We start from the raw sequence: 15,544 nt of genomic DNA on the forward strand, positions 1-15,544 counted from the left end.
ATGGTAGATGAAGTTGCAAGATACTCTGACGCTGATTTAGCAGAGTTTAAGGAAATCATTCAGAATAAAATCGTAAAGGCTCAGGCTGATTTAGATTTGATTAAGAGCGCCTACATGAATGACCTTAACAACGGTACGGATGATACATCTCCCACGTTTAAAGCATTTGAAGAAGGCAGCGAAATCATGTCAAAAGAAGCTAACTCACAGCTTGCAATCCGTCAGGAAAAGTTTATACGAGATTTGAAGAGTGCATTATTTAGAGTAGAAAACAAGACGTACGGTGTCTGCAGAGTTACCGGAAAATTAATTGGAAAAGAAAGACTGAAAATTGTTCCTCACGCTACAATGAGCATCGAGGCAAAAAATCTTCAAAGATAAAAGTCTTTTATCCCACAATAATTAACGCTCCTTTTGGAGCGTTTTTTTTTCTTAATTTACTACTTTTACGCCGTTAAAATTTTTATAGATGTCATTAGTCAAAGCATACTTTCTGATTGTTCTTATATTATTAGTAGATCAGGTCTCTAAAATATATGTAAAAACCAATTTTATTTTAGGAGAAGAAGTCCATGTCTTCAATTGGTTCCAAATTCATTTTATCGAAAATGAAGGAATGGCCTGGGGGACAAAAATACCAGGAGAATACGGAAAATTAATCCTAACTGTTTTTAGGCTTTTTGCTGTAACAGGAATTGGATATTGGCTGTGGGATGCTGTTGAAAGAAAAAGAAGTTCTAATTATCTTATTGTTGCTATTGCTTTGATATTTGCCGGTGCATTAGGAAATATTATAGATTCTGTGTTTTACGGCGTTATATTTGATGACAGCCATCAGCAGATGGCTACTATATTTTCAGACAATCCTTATGGTACTTGGTTAAACGGACAGGTTGTAGATATGTTTTATTTTCCTTTTGTAAGAGACTATCCGATGCCGGAATGGGTTCCTTATTTTGGCGGGCGTAATTTTACTTTTTTTAACGCCATCTTCAATGTAGCCGATATGGCTATATCTACAGGTGTTGGAATTTTAATAGTTTTTAATAAAAAAGCATTTCATAAAAATCATTAATATTTTATTTAAAAAAAAAGAAAGAGGCTGGCCTATTTACGGGCAGCCTCTTTTCGTTTTATTTATTATGGCCGGGAGCATGATTTTTGGCGCTTTTTTGACCGGATACTTTTTTTGCTTGTCCTGGAGGAATCTTTTTTGTTTTGGTGGTACTGTGGTTTTTTGAGCCAACATTGACACTGCAGTTCGTTAATGTAATAGCGAATAGTGCAATCAGGATTTGTGTTGTAAATCTTGGAGTTTTAAATAATTTCATAATTAAATAGTAGGTTTTATAAGGGCAAAAATACGTCTTATAAACTAGAATTCATAAACTCTATTTGGTGTAACACAATAATTCAATATTACATCATTTTCAAAAATATCCAAAATTGATTCTTCGGGATCGAAGAAAGAAAGTCCAATTTTAATCGTTTCGGGTTTGCATTGCGAGAGGAATTTGTCATAAAATCCTTTGCCGTAACCTACGCGGTTTCCTTTTTTGTCAAAAGCCAAAAGCGGTACAAAAACCACGTCAATTTTTGCTGCAGGAACTTCAATGCCATCAACAGGTTCCGGAATATTGTATTCGTTTTTCTTTATTTTGGTATTATCCGTCAAAAGAAAATGAGTCATGTTTCTAGACTCGAAATCACTTTTTGAAATTACAATCTCCTTATCTTTTCCGGAAAGAAGATGCAGTATAAATTCGGTATTGACTTCCTTCTGCTCTTCAATGGGCAGAAAAACATGAAAATAAGTTTTGTCCCAAATGGGAAGTTTTAGTATTTCATTGGCAATAGCCAGACTCTTTTCTTCAATTTCAATTTCTGACAGCTGGTTCCTTAACGCTTTATACTTTGTCCGTAATGCTTTTTTCAACATAAAGTGATTCTTTTAGATCGGTTATAAAAGTACTCAAATGATCTACTTCTACATGATCCATAATCACAATTTTATACCAGGAATTATCACCGTTGTGTTTTTGGGGAACCAAATCGAACTTTTTGACCAATGCTTCTTGTATGTATTGGGATTGAATGGTAACGATATTCATGAACGGATCTCTAAAATAAGCTACTTTCAATTCGTCCAGCTGATCGCATAACCATTGGGTTCTCATTTGCAGTAATCGCACTTTTTCGCACCAGCCAAAAGGACCGTAAGTAAACAAAATCATCCAGACGGCTACAGCATTAGAACCCGAACGGCTTCCGCAAAGGGTTAAATCCATTCCTTCTATATATTCGGCTTCTCTGGTCAGAACGTTTTCAATCAATCCTTTTCGGCACAAAAAAATGCCAGTGCCATAAGGTGCCTGAAGCATTTTGTGGGCATCAATAGTTATGGAACTGATTTTTGGGTTCTCAAAATTTAGTTCACTTTCTTTATTGCTAAACGGATATATAAAACCTCCATAAGCCGCGTCAATGTGTATTTTATAAATTAAATGGTGTTTTTCCAGAACATGAGCATAGTCGTTGGGATTATCAATTGCTCCAAACATGGTTGTTCCCATATTAGAAACTACAATAAAATACCTTTTTCCTTTTTCTTTGGCTTTAATAATAATATTTTCTAATTGGAAAGTATCTATTTCTCTAGTTTCAAAATCAACGGGTACTTTGAGCCAATCGAGCATTAGGATGTTGGCTGCTTTTGGTATAGAATAATGTGTGTCTTCGGAAGCTAAAATTGCTATTTCATAAGGATTGGCCCCTAATTTATAACTAAAATAATTACGATACATCCAAATGGCCTGAATATTGGCTTCGGTTCCGCCGGGAGAAATATAACCATCATAGGATTGGGGCTGAGCTTTAAAAAGATCTACGGCGAGTACATCAAGAACTTCTCGTTCCATCTCCTGTGTGCCTTTAAAAGCTTTTTCGGAAGTGCCTAAGGTATGGCACCCAATGTGATTGGGATTAGCAACATAAGTTTTTAATGTGGGAGCGTCTGTCAGGAAAGAAGCTTCTTCATAATATACTTTACTGTCTAGTTTTGAGGCGGGATAACCCAGAGATGTGTCAAGACTAAAGTTGACATTTTCTTCCAAAGCCTTTTCAATTCGTGCTTGTCTTTCTTTTTGGGGTAACTTTTTCCAATACAGCATAATGTCTTATTTTTTTTCAAAAATAAGTGTATTGAGCGGGAGAAAATATGATAATTGTTAGGATTTTACTCTTCTTCCAGTTCGTCTTCTCCTGTATTGGAAAGGTGATAAATAGCATCGCCCTGATACACTATGGGAGAATGATTGGCATTGAGAATATAACCATCATTTGGAGCTTTTATTTTGCGTTCAAATTTTCCAAAAGGATCGGTTATCATACCCAGTACAGTTCCTTTTTTTACAAATTGTCCGACCAGATTATTGTCTATCAGCAAACCAGAACATTTGGCTCTTAGCCAGCCAGATTTTTCGATATAAATAGTTTGTTTTTTTGACGGCGGAGCATAGTGTTTCAGGTCCAGCATATCCAGATGCTTTAAAAGGCGTTTCACCCCATTTATACCTTCTTGGGCAACATCATGATTAATATCCAAAGATTTTCCTCCTTCAAAAAGAAGCATTTTTACATTTAATTTTTCGCTTGCGCTCCGGAAAGAGCCTGCAATATTTTTTGAAAATAAAGTAAAAGGAGCATTAAAAGCTTCGGCTAGTATTTTTACACTGGGGTTATTCGGCGTAAGCCTAATCTGAGGGGCATTAAATCTGCCGGCACCACCGGCATGAAAATCGACAGCATAATCCACAAGAGGCATAATGTCGGTGATGATATGATAAGCAAATCGGCTGGCCAAGGATCCTTTTCTGCTTCCTGGAAATACTCGGTTTAAATCTCGTCCATCTGGAAAATCCCTTGATTTATTGATAAATCCGTAGATGTTTACTATAGGAATACAGATAATAGTGCCTTTTTTTGGTTTGTTTATTTTTTTGCTAACAAGCTGTCTTACTATTTCTATGCCATTAATCTCGTCTCCATGTATGCCGCCCGAAAATAAAACCACGGGTCCTGCTATTTTGGAACGTTTTACAATAATAGGAATAGTGAGCTTAGTTGTAGTATGCAGCCGGGCAATTTCTAATTGAATGTTTTTACTTTCTCCGGGCAAAACACTTTCGCCAAAAATCACTAATGGTCTTGAGTCTCTCATGTGTAGGCACAATTTATTTTTTTATGGGGCATAGCAATTTACATAACTATTGGTGTATCTGGCCAATGTGCCGTCATGCTCATTTCATGTTATAAAATAAAAGCTAAATATAGAAATTATTATCAGGCAAAATTACCAGATGACAGATCAAAACATAAATATTTAAAAAAGTTAAAAAACAGCATCAGCAGGCATGGAATTTATTGTTAGCGTAGAATCTTAAATCTTCTTTTTAGTTATGCCTGTCCGAGGAAAAAAACCTATCATATCTTCAATTTTTCTTTCATAGCCGTATTCAGAAGCAAACCTGTTTTTGTATTTGGCATATTGATAATCTCTCAGTGCATCGGAATAATTGTCGTAATCGCCCAGTATTTTAATATTTATGAGCTGGTTTTCGATCGATTTTATTTTGGACAGCATCTGCGAAGCTTGGAAACGATTGTTGTAATCACGATTAAACTCATCCCAGTCTACCTCAGGAGAACTCAGTTGGGGTTCATTATCATGGTAGTTTTTTACCTTATCGATTAGTAATTTATTTTTCTCTTTTACTCGTCCATATTTTTGATGCTCTGACGGAGTCAGATTTACAGACATATTCTCCAAAGCAGCCGTTAAAACTGTCAAGGCTTGGTTTATATCCTGAATCTGTTTGTCCGAAAAATGGACTTTACCTAAATTATCTATTGGCATACGGTGCTGAATTTGAATATTTTATCTAAAATTAAAAAAAAATATTTAAAATTTTGATTGTTTGATTCAAAATTTTATTTTTCATAACTAAAATTTTAATAATTAATTTTAAAATTTATTATTTATCATTTAAAAATTTATTATTTATCATTTAAAAATTTAAATAAAGTAATTAAATTTTTAATAAATGTTATTAAAAATTTAATATTTGCTATGAAATTTTTAATTGATATATATAATATTTTAATGAAATTAATTAAAATATGGGGTATTGCAGCAGTATACTATGGAATTATCTTAAGAATGTTTTGGCAGAGGCGGAGTTCAAACCAAAAAAGATTAATGAGTATATTTGTATATTGAAAAGTTAATCTGCATTCATAAATACAATGGTCAATCCAACTTTAGCCCTGCAAATACAAACCCTTCCCGATGGACCTGGTGTATATCAATATTATGATAAAGAAGGGAAAATTCTATATGTAGGCAAAGCTAAGAATCTTAAAAAAAGAGTCTCTTCCTATTTTAATAAAATTCACGATACGGCCAAGACGAATGTGCTGGTTAAGAAAATAGTAACCATAAGACATATTGTGGTACCTACAGAAAGTGATGCGCTTTTATTAGAAAACAATCTGATAAAGACCCTGCAGCCAAGATATAATGTGCTGCTGCGCGATGATAAAAGCTATCCATGGCTGTGCATCAAGAAAGAACCTTTTTCCCGGATTTTTGCAACCCGAAGAATGGTCAAAGACGGATCGGAATATTTTGGTCCATACACTAGTTTCAAAACAGTGCACACCATTCTGGATTTAATAAAAGAGCTGTATCCATTGCGCACGTGCAATTATGATTTGAGCAAAAACAATATTGACAGCGGAAAATTTAAAGTCTGTCTGGAGTTTCATATCGGCAATTGCAAAGGCCCATGCGAAGGTTACGAAACATTAGAAGATTATCAAAAACAGGTAGATGCTATACGCGAAATTCTGAAAGGAAATTTTAAAGAAAGCATGAGAGATTTCAAGCGTTTAATGACCAGTTTGGCGCAGGATATGAAGTTTGAAGAAGCGCAAAAGATTAAGGAAAAAATAGAAATTCTCGAAAACTACCAATCCCGTTCTACTATTATAAACCCGAAGATTACCAATATTGATGTTTTTTCTATAGTTTCGGACGAGAGTGCGGCTTTTGTCAATTTTCTGCAGATTTCTCACGGTTCCATTATTCGTTCGCATACAATGGAAATTAAAAAGAAATTAGATGAATCTGATGAAGAATTGTTAGAACTGGCAATAGTAGAACTGCGGGAACGGTTTCATTTACTTTCTAAGGAAGTGATTGTCCCTTTTGAATTGGATTTAGGTGAAAAAATAAAGATTACTGTACCGCAGCTAGGCGATAAAAAACAAATATTAGATCTGTCTATTCGGAATGCTAAGTTTTACAGAATAGAACAGCTCAAACAATTGCAGATTGTTGACCCGGACCGCCATACCAACAGGATTATGGCACAGATGAAAAGTGATCTGCGGCTGCCGGTTGAGCCAAGGCATATAGAATGTTTTGATAACTCAAATATTCAAGGGACTAATCCCGTTGCGGCCTGTGTGGTTTTTAAGGATGGTAAAGCAAGTAAAAAAGATTACCGTCATTTTAATGTAAAAACAGTAGTAGGTCCAGATGATTTTGCTTCGATGGAAGAGATAGTTTATCGCCGTTACAAGAGACTGCTGGACGAGAATGAACCGCTGCCTAATTTAATTATAATTGACGGTGGTAAAGGACAATTGTCTTCGGCTTTAAAAAGTATTGATGCTCTTGGACTGCGTGGCAAAATAGCGATTATAGGAATTGCAAAAAGACTGGAGGAGTTATTTTACCCCGGAGATTCTATTCCTTTATATTTGGATAAAAAATCGGAGACTTTAAAGGTTATTCAGCAATTGCGGAATGAAGCTCACCGTTTCGGAATAACATTTCACAGAGATAAAAGAAGCAAAGCAGCACTAAATTCTTCGATAGAAAGTATTCCTGGAATTGGCGAAAAAACAATGCTGACTTTAATTCAGCATTTCAAAAGTGTTAAAAGATTAAAATTAGCTGCAGAAAAAGAAATTTCTGATGTTGTAGGAGTGTCAAAAGCAAAAAAAATTACCGACTTTTACAAAACGCAAAAATGATGTTTTCTAAAAGAAGAAGAAAAATCAAAAGTAAAGTAATTTGCCCCCTTATGTATAGAATACTGTTTTTTATTCTTTTGTTTTTTACCTGTCTGAATTCATTTTCGCAAGACCAGCCAAAAAGACCTAAAATAGGTTTGGTGTTGAGCGGAGGTGGAGCCAAAGGATTTGCACATATAGGGGTTTTGAATGTACTGGAAGATGCAGGAATAAAAATTGACTACATCGGCGGTACCAGTATGGGCGCAGTTATAGGAGGACTTTATGCTGTGGGATATAATGCAAAACAAATTGATTCTATTATAGATATTACAAATTTTAGTAATGTTATTAATGATTTTATTCCGCGGTCTTCCAAGAATTTTTATGAAAAGCGAAATGACGAGCTCTATGCTTTGATACTTCCATTTAATAAATTTAGTATTGGTACGCCCGAGGCATTGTCAAAAGGAATGTATAATTTCAATTTACTGAGCCGTTTGACATTTCCTGCCCGCCATGTTCGCGATTTTAGCGAACTGCCTATCCCTTTTTTATGCGTTGGGACCAATATTGCTATGGGAGAGCAGGTGGTTTTTGATAAAGGAATTTTGGCTCAGGCCATAACAGGCAGTGCATCTCTGCCTTCTATCTTTGCACCTATAATCATTGATAATAACCTAATTATTGATGGCGGTGTGATTAATAATTATCCTATAGATGAGGTTCGGAATATGGGTGCCGATATTATCATAGGAGTAGATGTCCAATCGGGATTATTGGGTAAAGACGAGCTTAGAAGCGCCTCAAAAGTTTTCTTTCAGATTACCAATCTGCAGATGATTCAAAGGATGAAATCCAATGCAAATCTGACAGAAATTTATATAAAGCCAGATGTAAAAAGTTATGGAGTAGTATCTTTTGAGAGAGCGGCCGAAATTATCAAAAAAGGGGAGGACGCTACTTTTTCTGTTTATGAAAAAATTGATCTTTTGGTAGACAAAGCAAATCCTTATCACAAGCCTAAATTAATAGTTAAAACGGACAGCTTGACTATTGTTGATATTAAAACGAATGATCTTAAAAATTATTCCAGAGATTATATAATCGGGAAACTGAATTTTAAGCCCAAGTCTAAAATAAGTTTCGGAGATTTAGAAACAGGAATTAATAACCTGAATGCCACTCAGAATTTTAGTAACGTAAGTTATTATTTTGATAAAAATGGAGCCTATGATGATTTGGTGCTTACCTTAACCGAAAGCCCCGTAAAGACAAACTTAAAATTTGGCCTTCACTATGATGGCTTGTATAAGAGTGCTGTCCTTGCCAATATTACCAATAAAAAAACGTTTTTTAAAAATGATTTTTTATCCGCCGACTTGGTTTTGGGTGATAATATAAGGTATTATTTTGATTACTATATTGACAATGGATTTCAGCTGAGCTATGGGTTCAAATCACAGCTGACCCAATTTAATAAAAATGTCCCTGTTAGTGTAATAACCTATAATACTCAGGGATCTAATAATATAAATATTGATTATTTAAATTTGTCCAATCAGGTATACATTCAATCTGTATTTGCTCAAAAATTCCTTATTGGTGTAGGAGCAGAGTTTGAATTTCTTGATATTGGATCAGAGACGCTTGAGGTAGACCCAACCATCACAAAAAGTACTTATGGCAGTGTTTTTGGGTACATCAAATATGACTCTTATGATAATAAATACTTTCCTAAAAAAGGATGGTACTTTTCTGCGAATCCGCAGTTTTATATGTTTTCATCAGAGAGTGAACAGAATTTTGCACCCTTTTTTATTGTAAACAGCGAAGCTGGTATTGCTAAGACAATTTTTAATAATGCAACTATAAAGTTCCAGGCTGAGTCGGGAATAACTATTGGAGATAAAACCCTGCCTTATTTTGATTTTCTTTTGGGAGGATATGGATTTAACAATTCTAATAATTTTAAGTATTTTTATGGATATGATTTCTTAAGTATTTCCGGTAATAGTTATCTGGAATCGACAATCACATTCGACTATGAAATTTTTAAAAAGAGTCACCTTAATTTTTCTGCTAATTATGCCAATCTTGCTGATGATCTATACAATTCATTAGAATGGATTTCATTGCCCAAATATTCAGGATATGCTTTGGGCTATGGATTGGAAACTGTTATTGGACCAGTTGAGATAAAATATTCATGGTCACCGGAAATCTCCCATTCTTATCTTTGGTTTTCTGTTGGATTTATTTTTTGATTTATATTTTTTATTAAAAAAAATTACGACATTTGTAATTATGAAAACAAATTGGAAGGGTTTATTAGAATATCTTCAATTCTTGATCAAGAGAAATCCGGAGTGAGTTCAAATTAGATAATGGATCATTAGATAATTTGAAAATACTGTATGGAACTGATTTTTGATAGTTTCATTTGTTGTTCAGTGATTTCAAAATAGCTTTAATTTTCAAATTAAGGCATTATCTAATTTTCAAATTTTTATATCGTTTAATTTCTAATTTGAAAAATCATGCCAATATATCATAAACTTGGAAATATCCCTCCCAAACGGCACACCCAATTTGAAAATCCAAAAGGAGGACTGTATTATGAACAGCTTTTTGGGACAGAGGGTTTTCATGGCAATTCTTCATTGTCATATCATATTCACAGACCTACTCAGGTCAAGGAAATTCTAAAATCATATTCAGTCGAACCCAAAATAGCTATTGGAAAAAATATAAAATCACTATTATTAAAAGGTTTCGAACTAAAACCCGAAGATGATTTTTTGGCCAGCCGTAAACCCATGCTGGTCAACAGAGACTGTATCATTGGATTGGCTGCGCCTAGAAAATCTCTAACCGCGTATTTCTATAAAAACGCCGATGCCGACGAAATGATTTTCATTCACAAAGGCAAAGGAAAACTCCGCACCATGCTTGGAAATATTCCTTTTGAATATGGAGATTATCTGATTATTCCGCGCGGGATTATTTACCAAATAGAATTTGACTCAGAAGAAAACCGCTTATTTTATGTAGAGTCCTATTCTCCGTTTTACACGCCAAAGCGTTACAAGAATGCATCAGGACAGCATTTGGAACATTCACCTTTTTGCGAACGCGATTTTATTTTACCAAACGAATTAGAATCTCATGATGAAAAAGGAGATTTTATCATCAAAATAAAAAAGGAAGGAATGATGCACGAAGTGGTTTATGCCTCGCATCCTTTTGATGTTGCAGGCTGGGACGGTTATAATTTTCCATACGGTTTCAGTATTCACAACTTCGAGCCTATAACTGGACGTGTGCATCAGCCGCCACCTGTTCATCAAACATTCGAAACAGGAACTTTTGTGGTTTGTTCATTCGTGCCAAGATTATACGATTACCATCCAAAAGCGATTCCGGCGCCTTATAATCACAGCAATATTGACAGCGATGAGGTTTTGTATTATGTAGACGGCGATTTCATGAGCCGAAATAATATCGAACAAGGACACATTACTTTGCACCCAAAAGGAATTCCTCATGGACCCGCACCCGGTGCAATGGAGCGAAGTATCGGACACAAAGAAACTCAGGAATTAGCTGTAATGGTCGATACTTTTCATCCGCTTATGGTAACCGAGGAAGCAATGGGAATTGATGATGGGAAGTACTATAAATCGTGGGCGGAGTAGTCATTGCGAGGAACGAAGCAATCTCACTCAGTATGTCACATTTAGTATATCAATATAAAACACATCACATTTAATAAATAATTAGGAGCTATTTCCTGCTATCCGTTGCAATCTCCCGAAGAAAAATCGGGAGGATTTCCACTACTATCAGGGCTAGGGCTTCAGTTCAATCAACAACATTTTCGGTTAAACACAGAAACAATTAACCGATTAAACAAATAAACAATCATGTCAAAAGAAATAAAATCAGTGGAATACGGATTAGAGAAAATATTCGAAGGAGCGCAGGATTTCCTTCCGCTTTTAGGAACCGATTATGTAGAATTCTACGTTGGGAACGCAAAACAATCTGCACATTATTATAAAACCGCTTTTGGTTATCAGTCATTGGCGTATTCCGGGCTGGAAACAGGAGTAAAAGACAAAGCATCGTATGTTTTAAAACAAGACAAGATCCGAATTGTTTTGACAACTCCTTTAACACAGGATTCTCCAATTCATGATCATTTGAAAAAGCACGGCGATGGCGTAAAAGTAGCCGCTCTCTGGGTAGAAGATGCCCGAAGCGCATACGAAGAAACCATGAAACGCGGTGCCCGTTCTTTTATGGAGCCAACAGTAGAACAGGATGAGTTTGGCGAAGTAGTGCGTTCAGGAATCTATACTTATGGAGAAACGGTACATATTTTTGTAGAACGTAAAAATTACAAAGGTGTTTTCCTGCCAGGATACAAGGAATGGAAATCTGATTACAATCCAGAACCAACGGGTCTTAAATATATAGACCACATGGTAGGAAATGTGGGCTGGAACGAAATGAATATCTGGGTGAAATTTTATGAAGAAGTGATGGGGTTTGTAAACTTCCTGTCATTTGATGACAAACAAATCAATACCGAATATTCGGCTTTGATGAGTAAAGTAATGTCCAATGGCAACGGAAGAATCAAATTCCCAATCAACGAGCCTGCCGAAGGAAAGAAAAAATCGCAAATCGAAGAATACTTGGATTTCTACGGAGGACCAGGGATTCAGCACATAGCAATCGCTACAGACGATATTATAAAAACAGTTTCGGAGTTGAAAGCGAGAGGAGTGGAATTTTTATCATCCCCTCCTCACGCTTACTATGAAGCCATTCCGGAGAGATTGGGCGTACATATGAGTATGATGAAAGAAGATTTGAATGAAATAGAAAAACTGGCGATTATGGTAGATGCCGATGAAGATGGTTATTTATTGCAGATTTTTACTAAACCAGTTCAAGACCGTCCTACCTTGTTTTTTGAAATTATTCAGCGAATGGGAGCCAAAGGATTTGGTGCTGGGAACTTTAAAGCGCTTTTTGAATCCATAGAGCGTGAACAGGAATTACGAGGAACTCTATAAAATTCAATTATTTTTGCATTATCAAAAAAAATAATAGTTAAAGAACCCTTAAAGGTGCAAATGTTGTGTTAAACTTGATTTTTTGTTGAAAATAATTCGATTTATGCAATAACTTTGCACCTGTAAACAACGAAGGGGTGGTTTCCTTCTAAGTTTCATATAAATTTTCATAATTTATAGTTTTTTGGTTAGTTAATAGCATAAAAACTCAGTCATTAATTTGACTGAGTTTTTTTGTTTTAATACATTTGAGATTTATTTTTTTATAATATATCGAATCCAATGAAAAAAATTGTAATTTTCTTTCTAGTAATTATTACTTTAGGTTTCGATACACAAAAGGAGGAAGCTTTTGCTGCAGGTGAATTTATAAAGTTTAGAGTTCACTATGGTATAATAAATGCTGGTTATGCAACTATCGAAGTTAAGGACGAAACACTGAATAATGAGCCAGTTTTTCATGTAATAGGAAAAGGCTTTTCCACGGGTATGACCAAATTCTTTTTTGAAGTCGAGGATATTTATGAAAGTTATATAGATAAAGAAACCAGAAATCCGTATCGTTTTGTTCGAAAAATCAATGAGGGAGGCTATACTAAAAATCAGGAAGGATTTTTTAACCAGAGAACTAACAGAATATTGGTAAAAGATTATAAGCACAAAACAGAAAAGGCTTTCGATTTTCCCAAAAACGCACAGGATATTCTTTCTTCATTTTATTATCTGCGCAATTATCCCAATATCAATAAAATTAAAGCTGGAGAATCCGTTATTATCGACATGTTTTTTGACGGAGAGATTACAAAATTTAAGTTAAAATTCATAGGTAGAGAAGATATTAAAACTAAATTTGGAGTCGTTTCAACCATGATTTTTAGGCCTTTGGTACAGTCTGGCCGTATATTTAAGGAACAGGAAAGTTTAACAATATGGATTTCAGACGACAATAATAAAATCCCCGTCAGAATAAAAGCAACACTTTTGGTTGGGTCTCTCAAAGCAGATTTAGAGGAATACAAAGGATTGAATAATCCGTTTAAATTAAAAGCAAAATGACAATAAATGATACCACAGCATCAATTTTAGACAAAATTGATCAAAAATTCCAACAGATTAATCAAAAAACGGAAACCCATCTTGAAGGATTGCTTTGGTCAAAACCAATAACATATTGGGATTATATACAGACAGATGCTTTACTGAATTTGCAGATTCAGAGAACAACACTGCCCGATGAAATGGTGTTTATTATGTACCATCAAGTCAATGAACTGCTTTTTAAAATGATACTTTGGGAAATGCATCAGATTTCCTATGCTGAAAAATTGACATCAGATTTTTTTACTGAAAGGTTAATGAGAATCAGCCGATACTTTGATATGCTTACCACTTCTTTTGATATTATGGGTGATGGAATGGAGGTAGAGCAATACATGAAGTTTAGAAACACGCTGACTCCTGCAAGCGGTTTCCAAAGTGCGCAATACAGAATGATAGAGATTGCTTCTACGGATTTAATTAATCTTATCGATTACCGTTTTCGTTCTACTATTGACCGAAATACGCCTTATGAGCACGCCTTGGATCATATGTATTGGCAGGCAGCAGGAAAGGATCATCAAACTGGCGAGAAGTCTTATTTACTTTTAGAATTTGAGCGTAAATACAAAGCGGCATTTATAACTCAAATGAAAGAATACAACACAATAAATCTTTGGCAGAAATTTAAGCAGCTGCCTGATGCTGATCGTGAAAATCCCGAATTAGTTAAGGCGATGCGCCATTATGACCATACAGTAAATGTTACTTGGGTTATGGGACATTTGAATGCTGCCAGAAAATATATTGATAATGGTAAAGGAGACGGTGAAGCTACCGGCGGAAGCGACTGGAAAAAATACATGCACCCTAGATACCAAAGGAGGATTTTTTTTCCTGAGCTTTGGAGTGAGGAAGAACTTGCTAATTGGGGTGTAGAAAACTAAAGATAAAAAGAGATAACTTGAAAAAAATAATTGTAATTGTAGCAGTCCTTTTTTCCTTAATTTCTTGTAATAAAGATAAGGAAATTGTAGAAAGTCAGGTGATTCCAAAATCTAAAAAAAGTGATTTTGGATTTAAATTCTCTGATTTTAATATTGTTCAGGATTCAGTGAAATCTGGAGATACTTTCGGCAGTATTCTTCAGAATCAAAATATTGGTGATAAAAAAGTCTTTGATATTGTAGCTCAGGTAAAGGATACTTTTGATGTGCGTACCATTAGAATTAATAAAAAGTATACACTGCTGCGTTCTAAGAATAAAACAAATACCTTGAATGTTTTTATCTATCAGCCCGATGCACTTCATTATTATGTAATTGATTTAAGGGATTCAATTGCAAAAGCTTTTAAAAAAACAAAACCTTTAACATTAAAACGCAGAACTATTGGCGGTGTTTTAAAAGGATCATTATCAGAAACACTTGATGCGGCACAAGTTGAGGGAGCATTGGCCAGTAAAATTTCTAAGATTTTTGCATGGTCTATTGATTTCTTTAAAGTTAAAAAAGGAGATCGTTTTGGTTTGACTTTCACAGAGCGTTATATAAATGATTCTATTTATGACGGTGTTGACAGTCTTCAGGCTGCTTTTTTTGAATACAAAGGCAAAATTATTTATGCTTTTCCATTCGAACAAAATCAAGGTTCAGGAAGCGTTGATTATTATGATGAAGACGGAAAAACACTGAAGAATTTCTTTCTTAAAACGCCAATTAAATTTAGCCACATTACTTCTCATTTTAGTTCCAATCGTTTTCATCCTGTACAGCAAATCTGGAAAGCGCATAAAGGAACAGATTATGCGGCGCCATATGGAACACCTATCTCTACAACAGCTGCAGGAACTGTAGAACAGACGGGTTACACTGCAGGAAATGGAAACTTTGTAAAAGTAAAACACAACAAAGTATACTCGACTCAATATTTACACATGTCCAGGATATTAGTAAGACGCGGACAGCATGTAACCCAAGGACAGACTATTGGTTTGGTAGGAAGTACAGGTTTGGCGACAGGACCGCATGTATGCTATCGTTTTTGGAAAAATGGAGTTCAAGTCGATGCATTACGACTGAAATTACCTAATGGAGAACCTATGAATTCGAAAAATAAGGATCGGTTTTTAAAGAAAATTGAGCCTCTCAAATTTGAATTGGATAGTGTCTCTAATCTATAATTGAATAAATATTTTGGTTTGCTTTGATTATCGTTGAAATAATATGATTAAACTCAAATTTAGACTTATTTAAACTAAGTTAATTTATCATATTCTTTAATATTTTATTGTTATATAATTGCCTGATTTTAGTCCATTCAAACTTTATTCAGTAAAT

14 protein-coding genes are annotated in these 15,544 nt (G+C 34.8%); 9 read left to right on the forward strand and 5 right to left on the reverse strand.

Going from position 1 to position 15,544, the window contains the following annotated elements:
* Together C8P67_RS11050 and C8P67_RS11055 are read left to right on the forward strand one after the other, a co-directional pair.
* Positions 1-381, forward strand: a complete 381-nt coding sequence (locus C8P67_RS11050) for a TraR/DksA family transcriptional regulator (protein ID WP_100842901.1) — start codon at positions 1-3, stop codon at positions 379-381.
* An 88-nt stretch (positions 382-469) separates the two neighbouring features.
* Entirely contained in the window at positions 470-1,075 is a 606-nt protein-coding gene (locus C8P67_RS11055) for a lipoprotein signal peptidase (RefSeq protein WP_115813230.1), read from the forward strand.
* 58 nt (positions 1,076-1,133) lie between these two features.
* On the opposite strand, the gene C8P67_RS11060 is transcribed toward C8P67_RS11055, so the two are convergent.
* The 5 genes from C8P67_RS11060 to C8P67_RS11080 form a co-directional block, all read right to left on the reverse strand.
* Entirely contained in the window at positions 1,134-1,331 is a 198-nt protein-coding gene (locus C8P67_RS11060) for a hypothetical protein (protein ID WP_115813231.1), read from the reverse strand.
* Positions 1,332-1,375: 44 nt separating this feature from the next.
* Positions 1,376-1,939 (reverse strand): 5-formyltetrahydrofolate cyclo-ligase, encoded by a 564-nt coding sequence (locus C8P67_RS11065; protein WP_115813232.1) that lies wholly within the window; start codon positions 1,937-1,939, stop codon positions 1,376-1,378.
* Complete coding sequence (locus tag C8P67_RS11070; protein WP_115813233.1) at positions 1,908-3,170, reverse strand: pyridoxal phosphate-dependent decarboxylase family protein; 1,263 nt, start codon at positions 3,168-3,170, stop codon at positions 1,908-1,910. The genes C8P67_RS11065 and C8P67_RS11070 overlap by 32 nt, the downstream gene beginning before the upstream one ends.
* Before the next feature lie 65 nt (positions 3,171-3,235).
* Positions 3,236-4,219: a succinylglutamate desuccinylase/aspartoacylase family protein gene (locus tag C8P67_RS11075; protein ID WP_115813234.1), complete on the reverse strand. Its 984-nt coding sequence runs from the start codon at positions 4,217-4,219 to the stop codon at positions 3,236-3,238.
* A gap of 219 nt (positions 4,220-4,438) precedes the next feature.
* Complete coding sequence (locus tag C8P67_RS11080; RefSeq protein WP_115813235.1) at positions 4,439-4,915, reverse strand: hypothetical protein; 477 nt, start codon at positions 4,913-4,915, stop codon at positions 4,439-4,441.
* A gap of 389 nt (positions 4,916-5,304) precedes the next feature.
* Between C8P67_RS11080 and uvrC the strand changes: the two genes are divergently transcribed.
* The 7 genes from uvrC (at position 5,305) to C8P67_RS11115 (ending at position 15,387) form a co-directional block, all read left to right on the forward strand.
* On the forward strand, positions 5,305-7,101 hold the full coding sequence (gene uvrC / locus C8P67_RS11085; RefSeq protein WP_115813236.1) for an excinuclease ABC subunit UvrC: 1,797 nt from the start codon (positions 5,305-5,307) through the stop codon (positions 7,099-7,101).
* Between the two features lie 50 nt (positions 7,102-7,151).
* Positions 7,152-9,347, forward strand: coding sequence for a patatin-like phospholipase family protein (locus C8P67_RS11090; protein ID WP_245980425.1), 2,196 nt, complete (start codon positions 7,152-7,154; stop codon positions 9,345-9,347).
* 273 nt (positions 9,348-9,620) lie between these two features.
* Entirely contained in the window at positions 9,621-10,778 is a 1,158-nt protein-coding gene (locus C8P67_RS11095; RefSeq protein ID WP_115813238.1) for a homogentisate 1,2-dioxygenase, read from the forward strand.
* A gap of 228 nt (positions 10,779-11,006) precedes the next feature.
* A complete protein-coding gene (hppD, locus tag C8P67_RS11100) occupies positions 11,007-12,167 on the forward strand; it encodes a 4-hydroxyphenylpyruvate dioxygenase (RefSeq protein WP_115813239.1) in 1,161 nt (386 codons plus the stop codon).
* 282 nt (positions 12,168-12,449) lie between these two features.
* Positions 12,450-13,223 (forward strand): DUF3108 domain-containing protein, encoded by a 774-nt coding sequence (locus C8P67_RS11105; protein ID WP_115813240.1) that lies wholly within the window; start codon positions 12,450-12,452, stop codon positions 13,221-13,223.
* The gene (locus C8P67_RS11110; protein WP_115813241.1) at positions 13,220-14,152 is read left to right on the forward strand and encodes a tryptophan 2,3-dioxygenase family protein; all 933 of its coding nucleotides are present in this window, start codon (positions 13,220-13,222) and stop codon (positions 14,150-14,152) included. Before C8P67_RS11105 ends, C8P67_RS11110 begins: the two co-directional genes overlap by 4 nt.
* A 17-nt stretch (positions 14,153-14,169) precedes the next feature.
* Positions 14,170-15,387: a M23 family metallopeptidase gene (locus C8P67_RS11115; RefSeq protein ID WP_115813242.1), complete on the forward strand. Its 1,218-nt coding sequence runs from the start codon at positions 14,170-14,172 to the stop codon at positions 15,385-15,387.
* Positions 15,388-15,544 lie beyond the last annotated feature (157 nt).

Origin of the sequence: Flavobacterium aquicola, from assembly GCF_003385115.1 — a bacterium.
Taxonomy (GTDB): domain Bacteria; phylum Bacteroidota; class Bacteroidia; order Flavobacteriales; family Flavobacteriaceae; genus Flavobacterium; species Flavobacterium aquicola.

Excerpts from the sequence above, each read along its gene's own strand:
- C8P67_RS11050 (WP_100842901.1), top strand. The coding sequence starts at position 1 with ATGGTAGATGAAGTTGCAAGATACTCTGACGCTGATTTAGCAGAGTTT.
- C8P67_RS11055 (WP_115813230.1), top strand. The coding sequence starts at position 470 with ATGTCATTAGTCAAAGCATACTTTCTGATTGTTCTTATATTATTAGTA.
- C8P67_RS11060 (WP_115813231.1), bottom strand. The coding sequence starts at position 1,331 with ATGAAATTATTTAAAACTCCAAGATTTACAACACAAATCCTGATTGCA.
- C8P67_RS11065 (WP_115813232.1), bottom strand. The coding sequence starts at position 1,939 with ATGTTGAAAAAAGCATTACGGACAAAGTATAAAGCGTTAAGGAACCAG.
- C8P67_RS11070 (WP_115813233.1), bottom strand. The coding sequence starts at position 3,170 with ATGCTGTATTGGAAAAAGTTACCCCAAAAAGAAAGACAAGCACGAATT.
- C8P67_RS11075 (WP_115813234.1), bottom strand. The coding sequence starts at position 4,219 with ATGAGAGACTCAAGACCATTAGTGATTTTTGGCGAAAGTGTTTTGCCC.
- C8P67_RS11080 (WP_115813235.1), bottom strand. The coding sequence starts at position 4,915 with ATGCCAATAGATAATTTAGGTAAAGTCCATTTTTCGGACAAACAGATT.
- uvrC (WP_115813236.1), top strand. The coding sequence starts at position 5,305 with ATGGTCAATCCAACTTTAGCCCTGCAAATACAAACCCTTCCCGATGGA.
- C8P67_RS11090 (WP_245980425.1), top strand. The coding sequence starts at position 7,152 with ATGTATAGAATACTGTTTTTTATTCTTTTGTTTTTTACCTGTCTGAAT.
- C8P67_RS11095 (WP_115813238.1), top strand. The coding sequence starts at position 9,621 with ATGCCAATATATCATAAACTTGGAAATATCCCTCCCAAACGGCACACC.
- hppD (WP_115813239.1), top strand. The coding sequence starts at position 11,007 with ATGTCAAAAGAAATAAAATCAGTGGAATACGGATTAGAGAAAATATTC.
- C8P67_RS11105 (WP_115813240.1), top strand. The coding sequence starts at position 12,450 with ATGAAAAAAATTGTAATTTTCTTTCTAGTAATTATTACTTTAGGTTTC.
- C8P67_RS11110 (WP_115813241.1), top strand. The coding sequence starts at position 13,220 with ATGACAATAAATGATACCACAGCATCAATTTTAGACAAAATTGATCAA.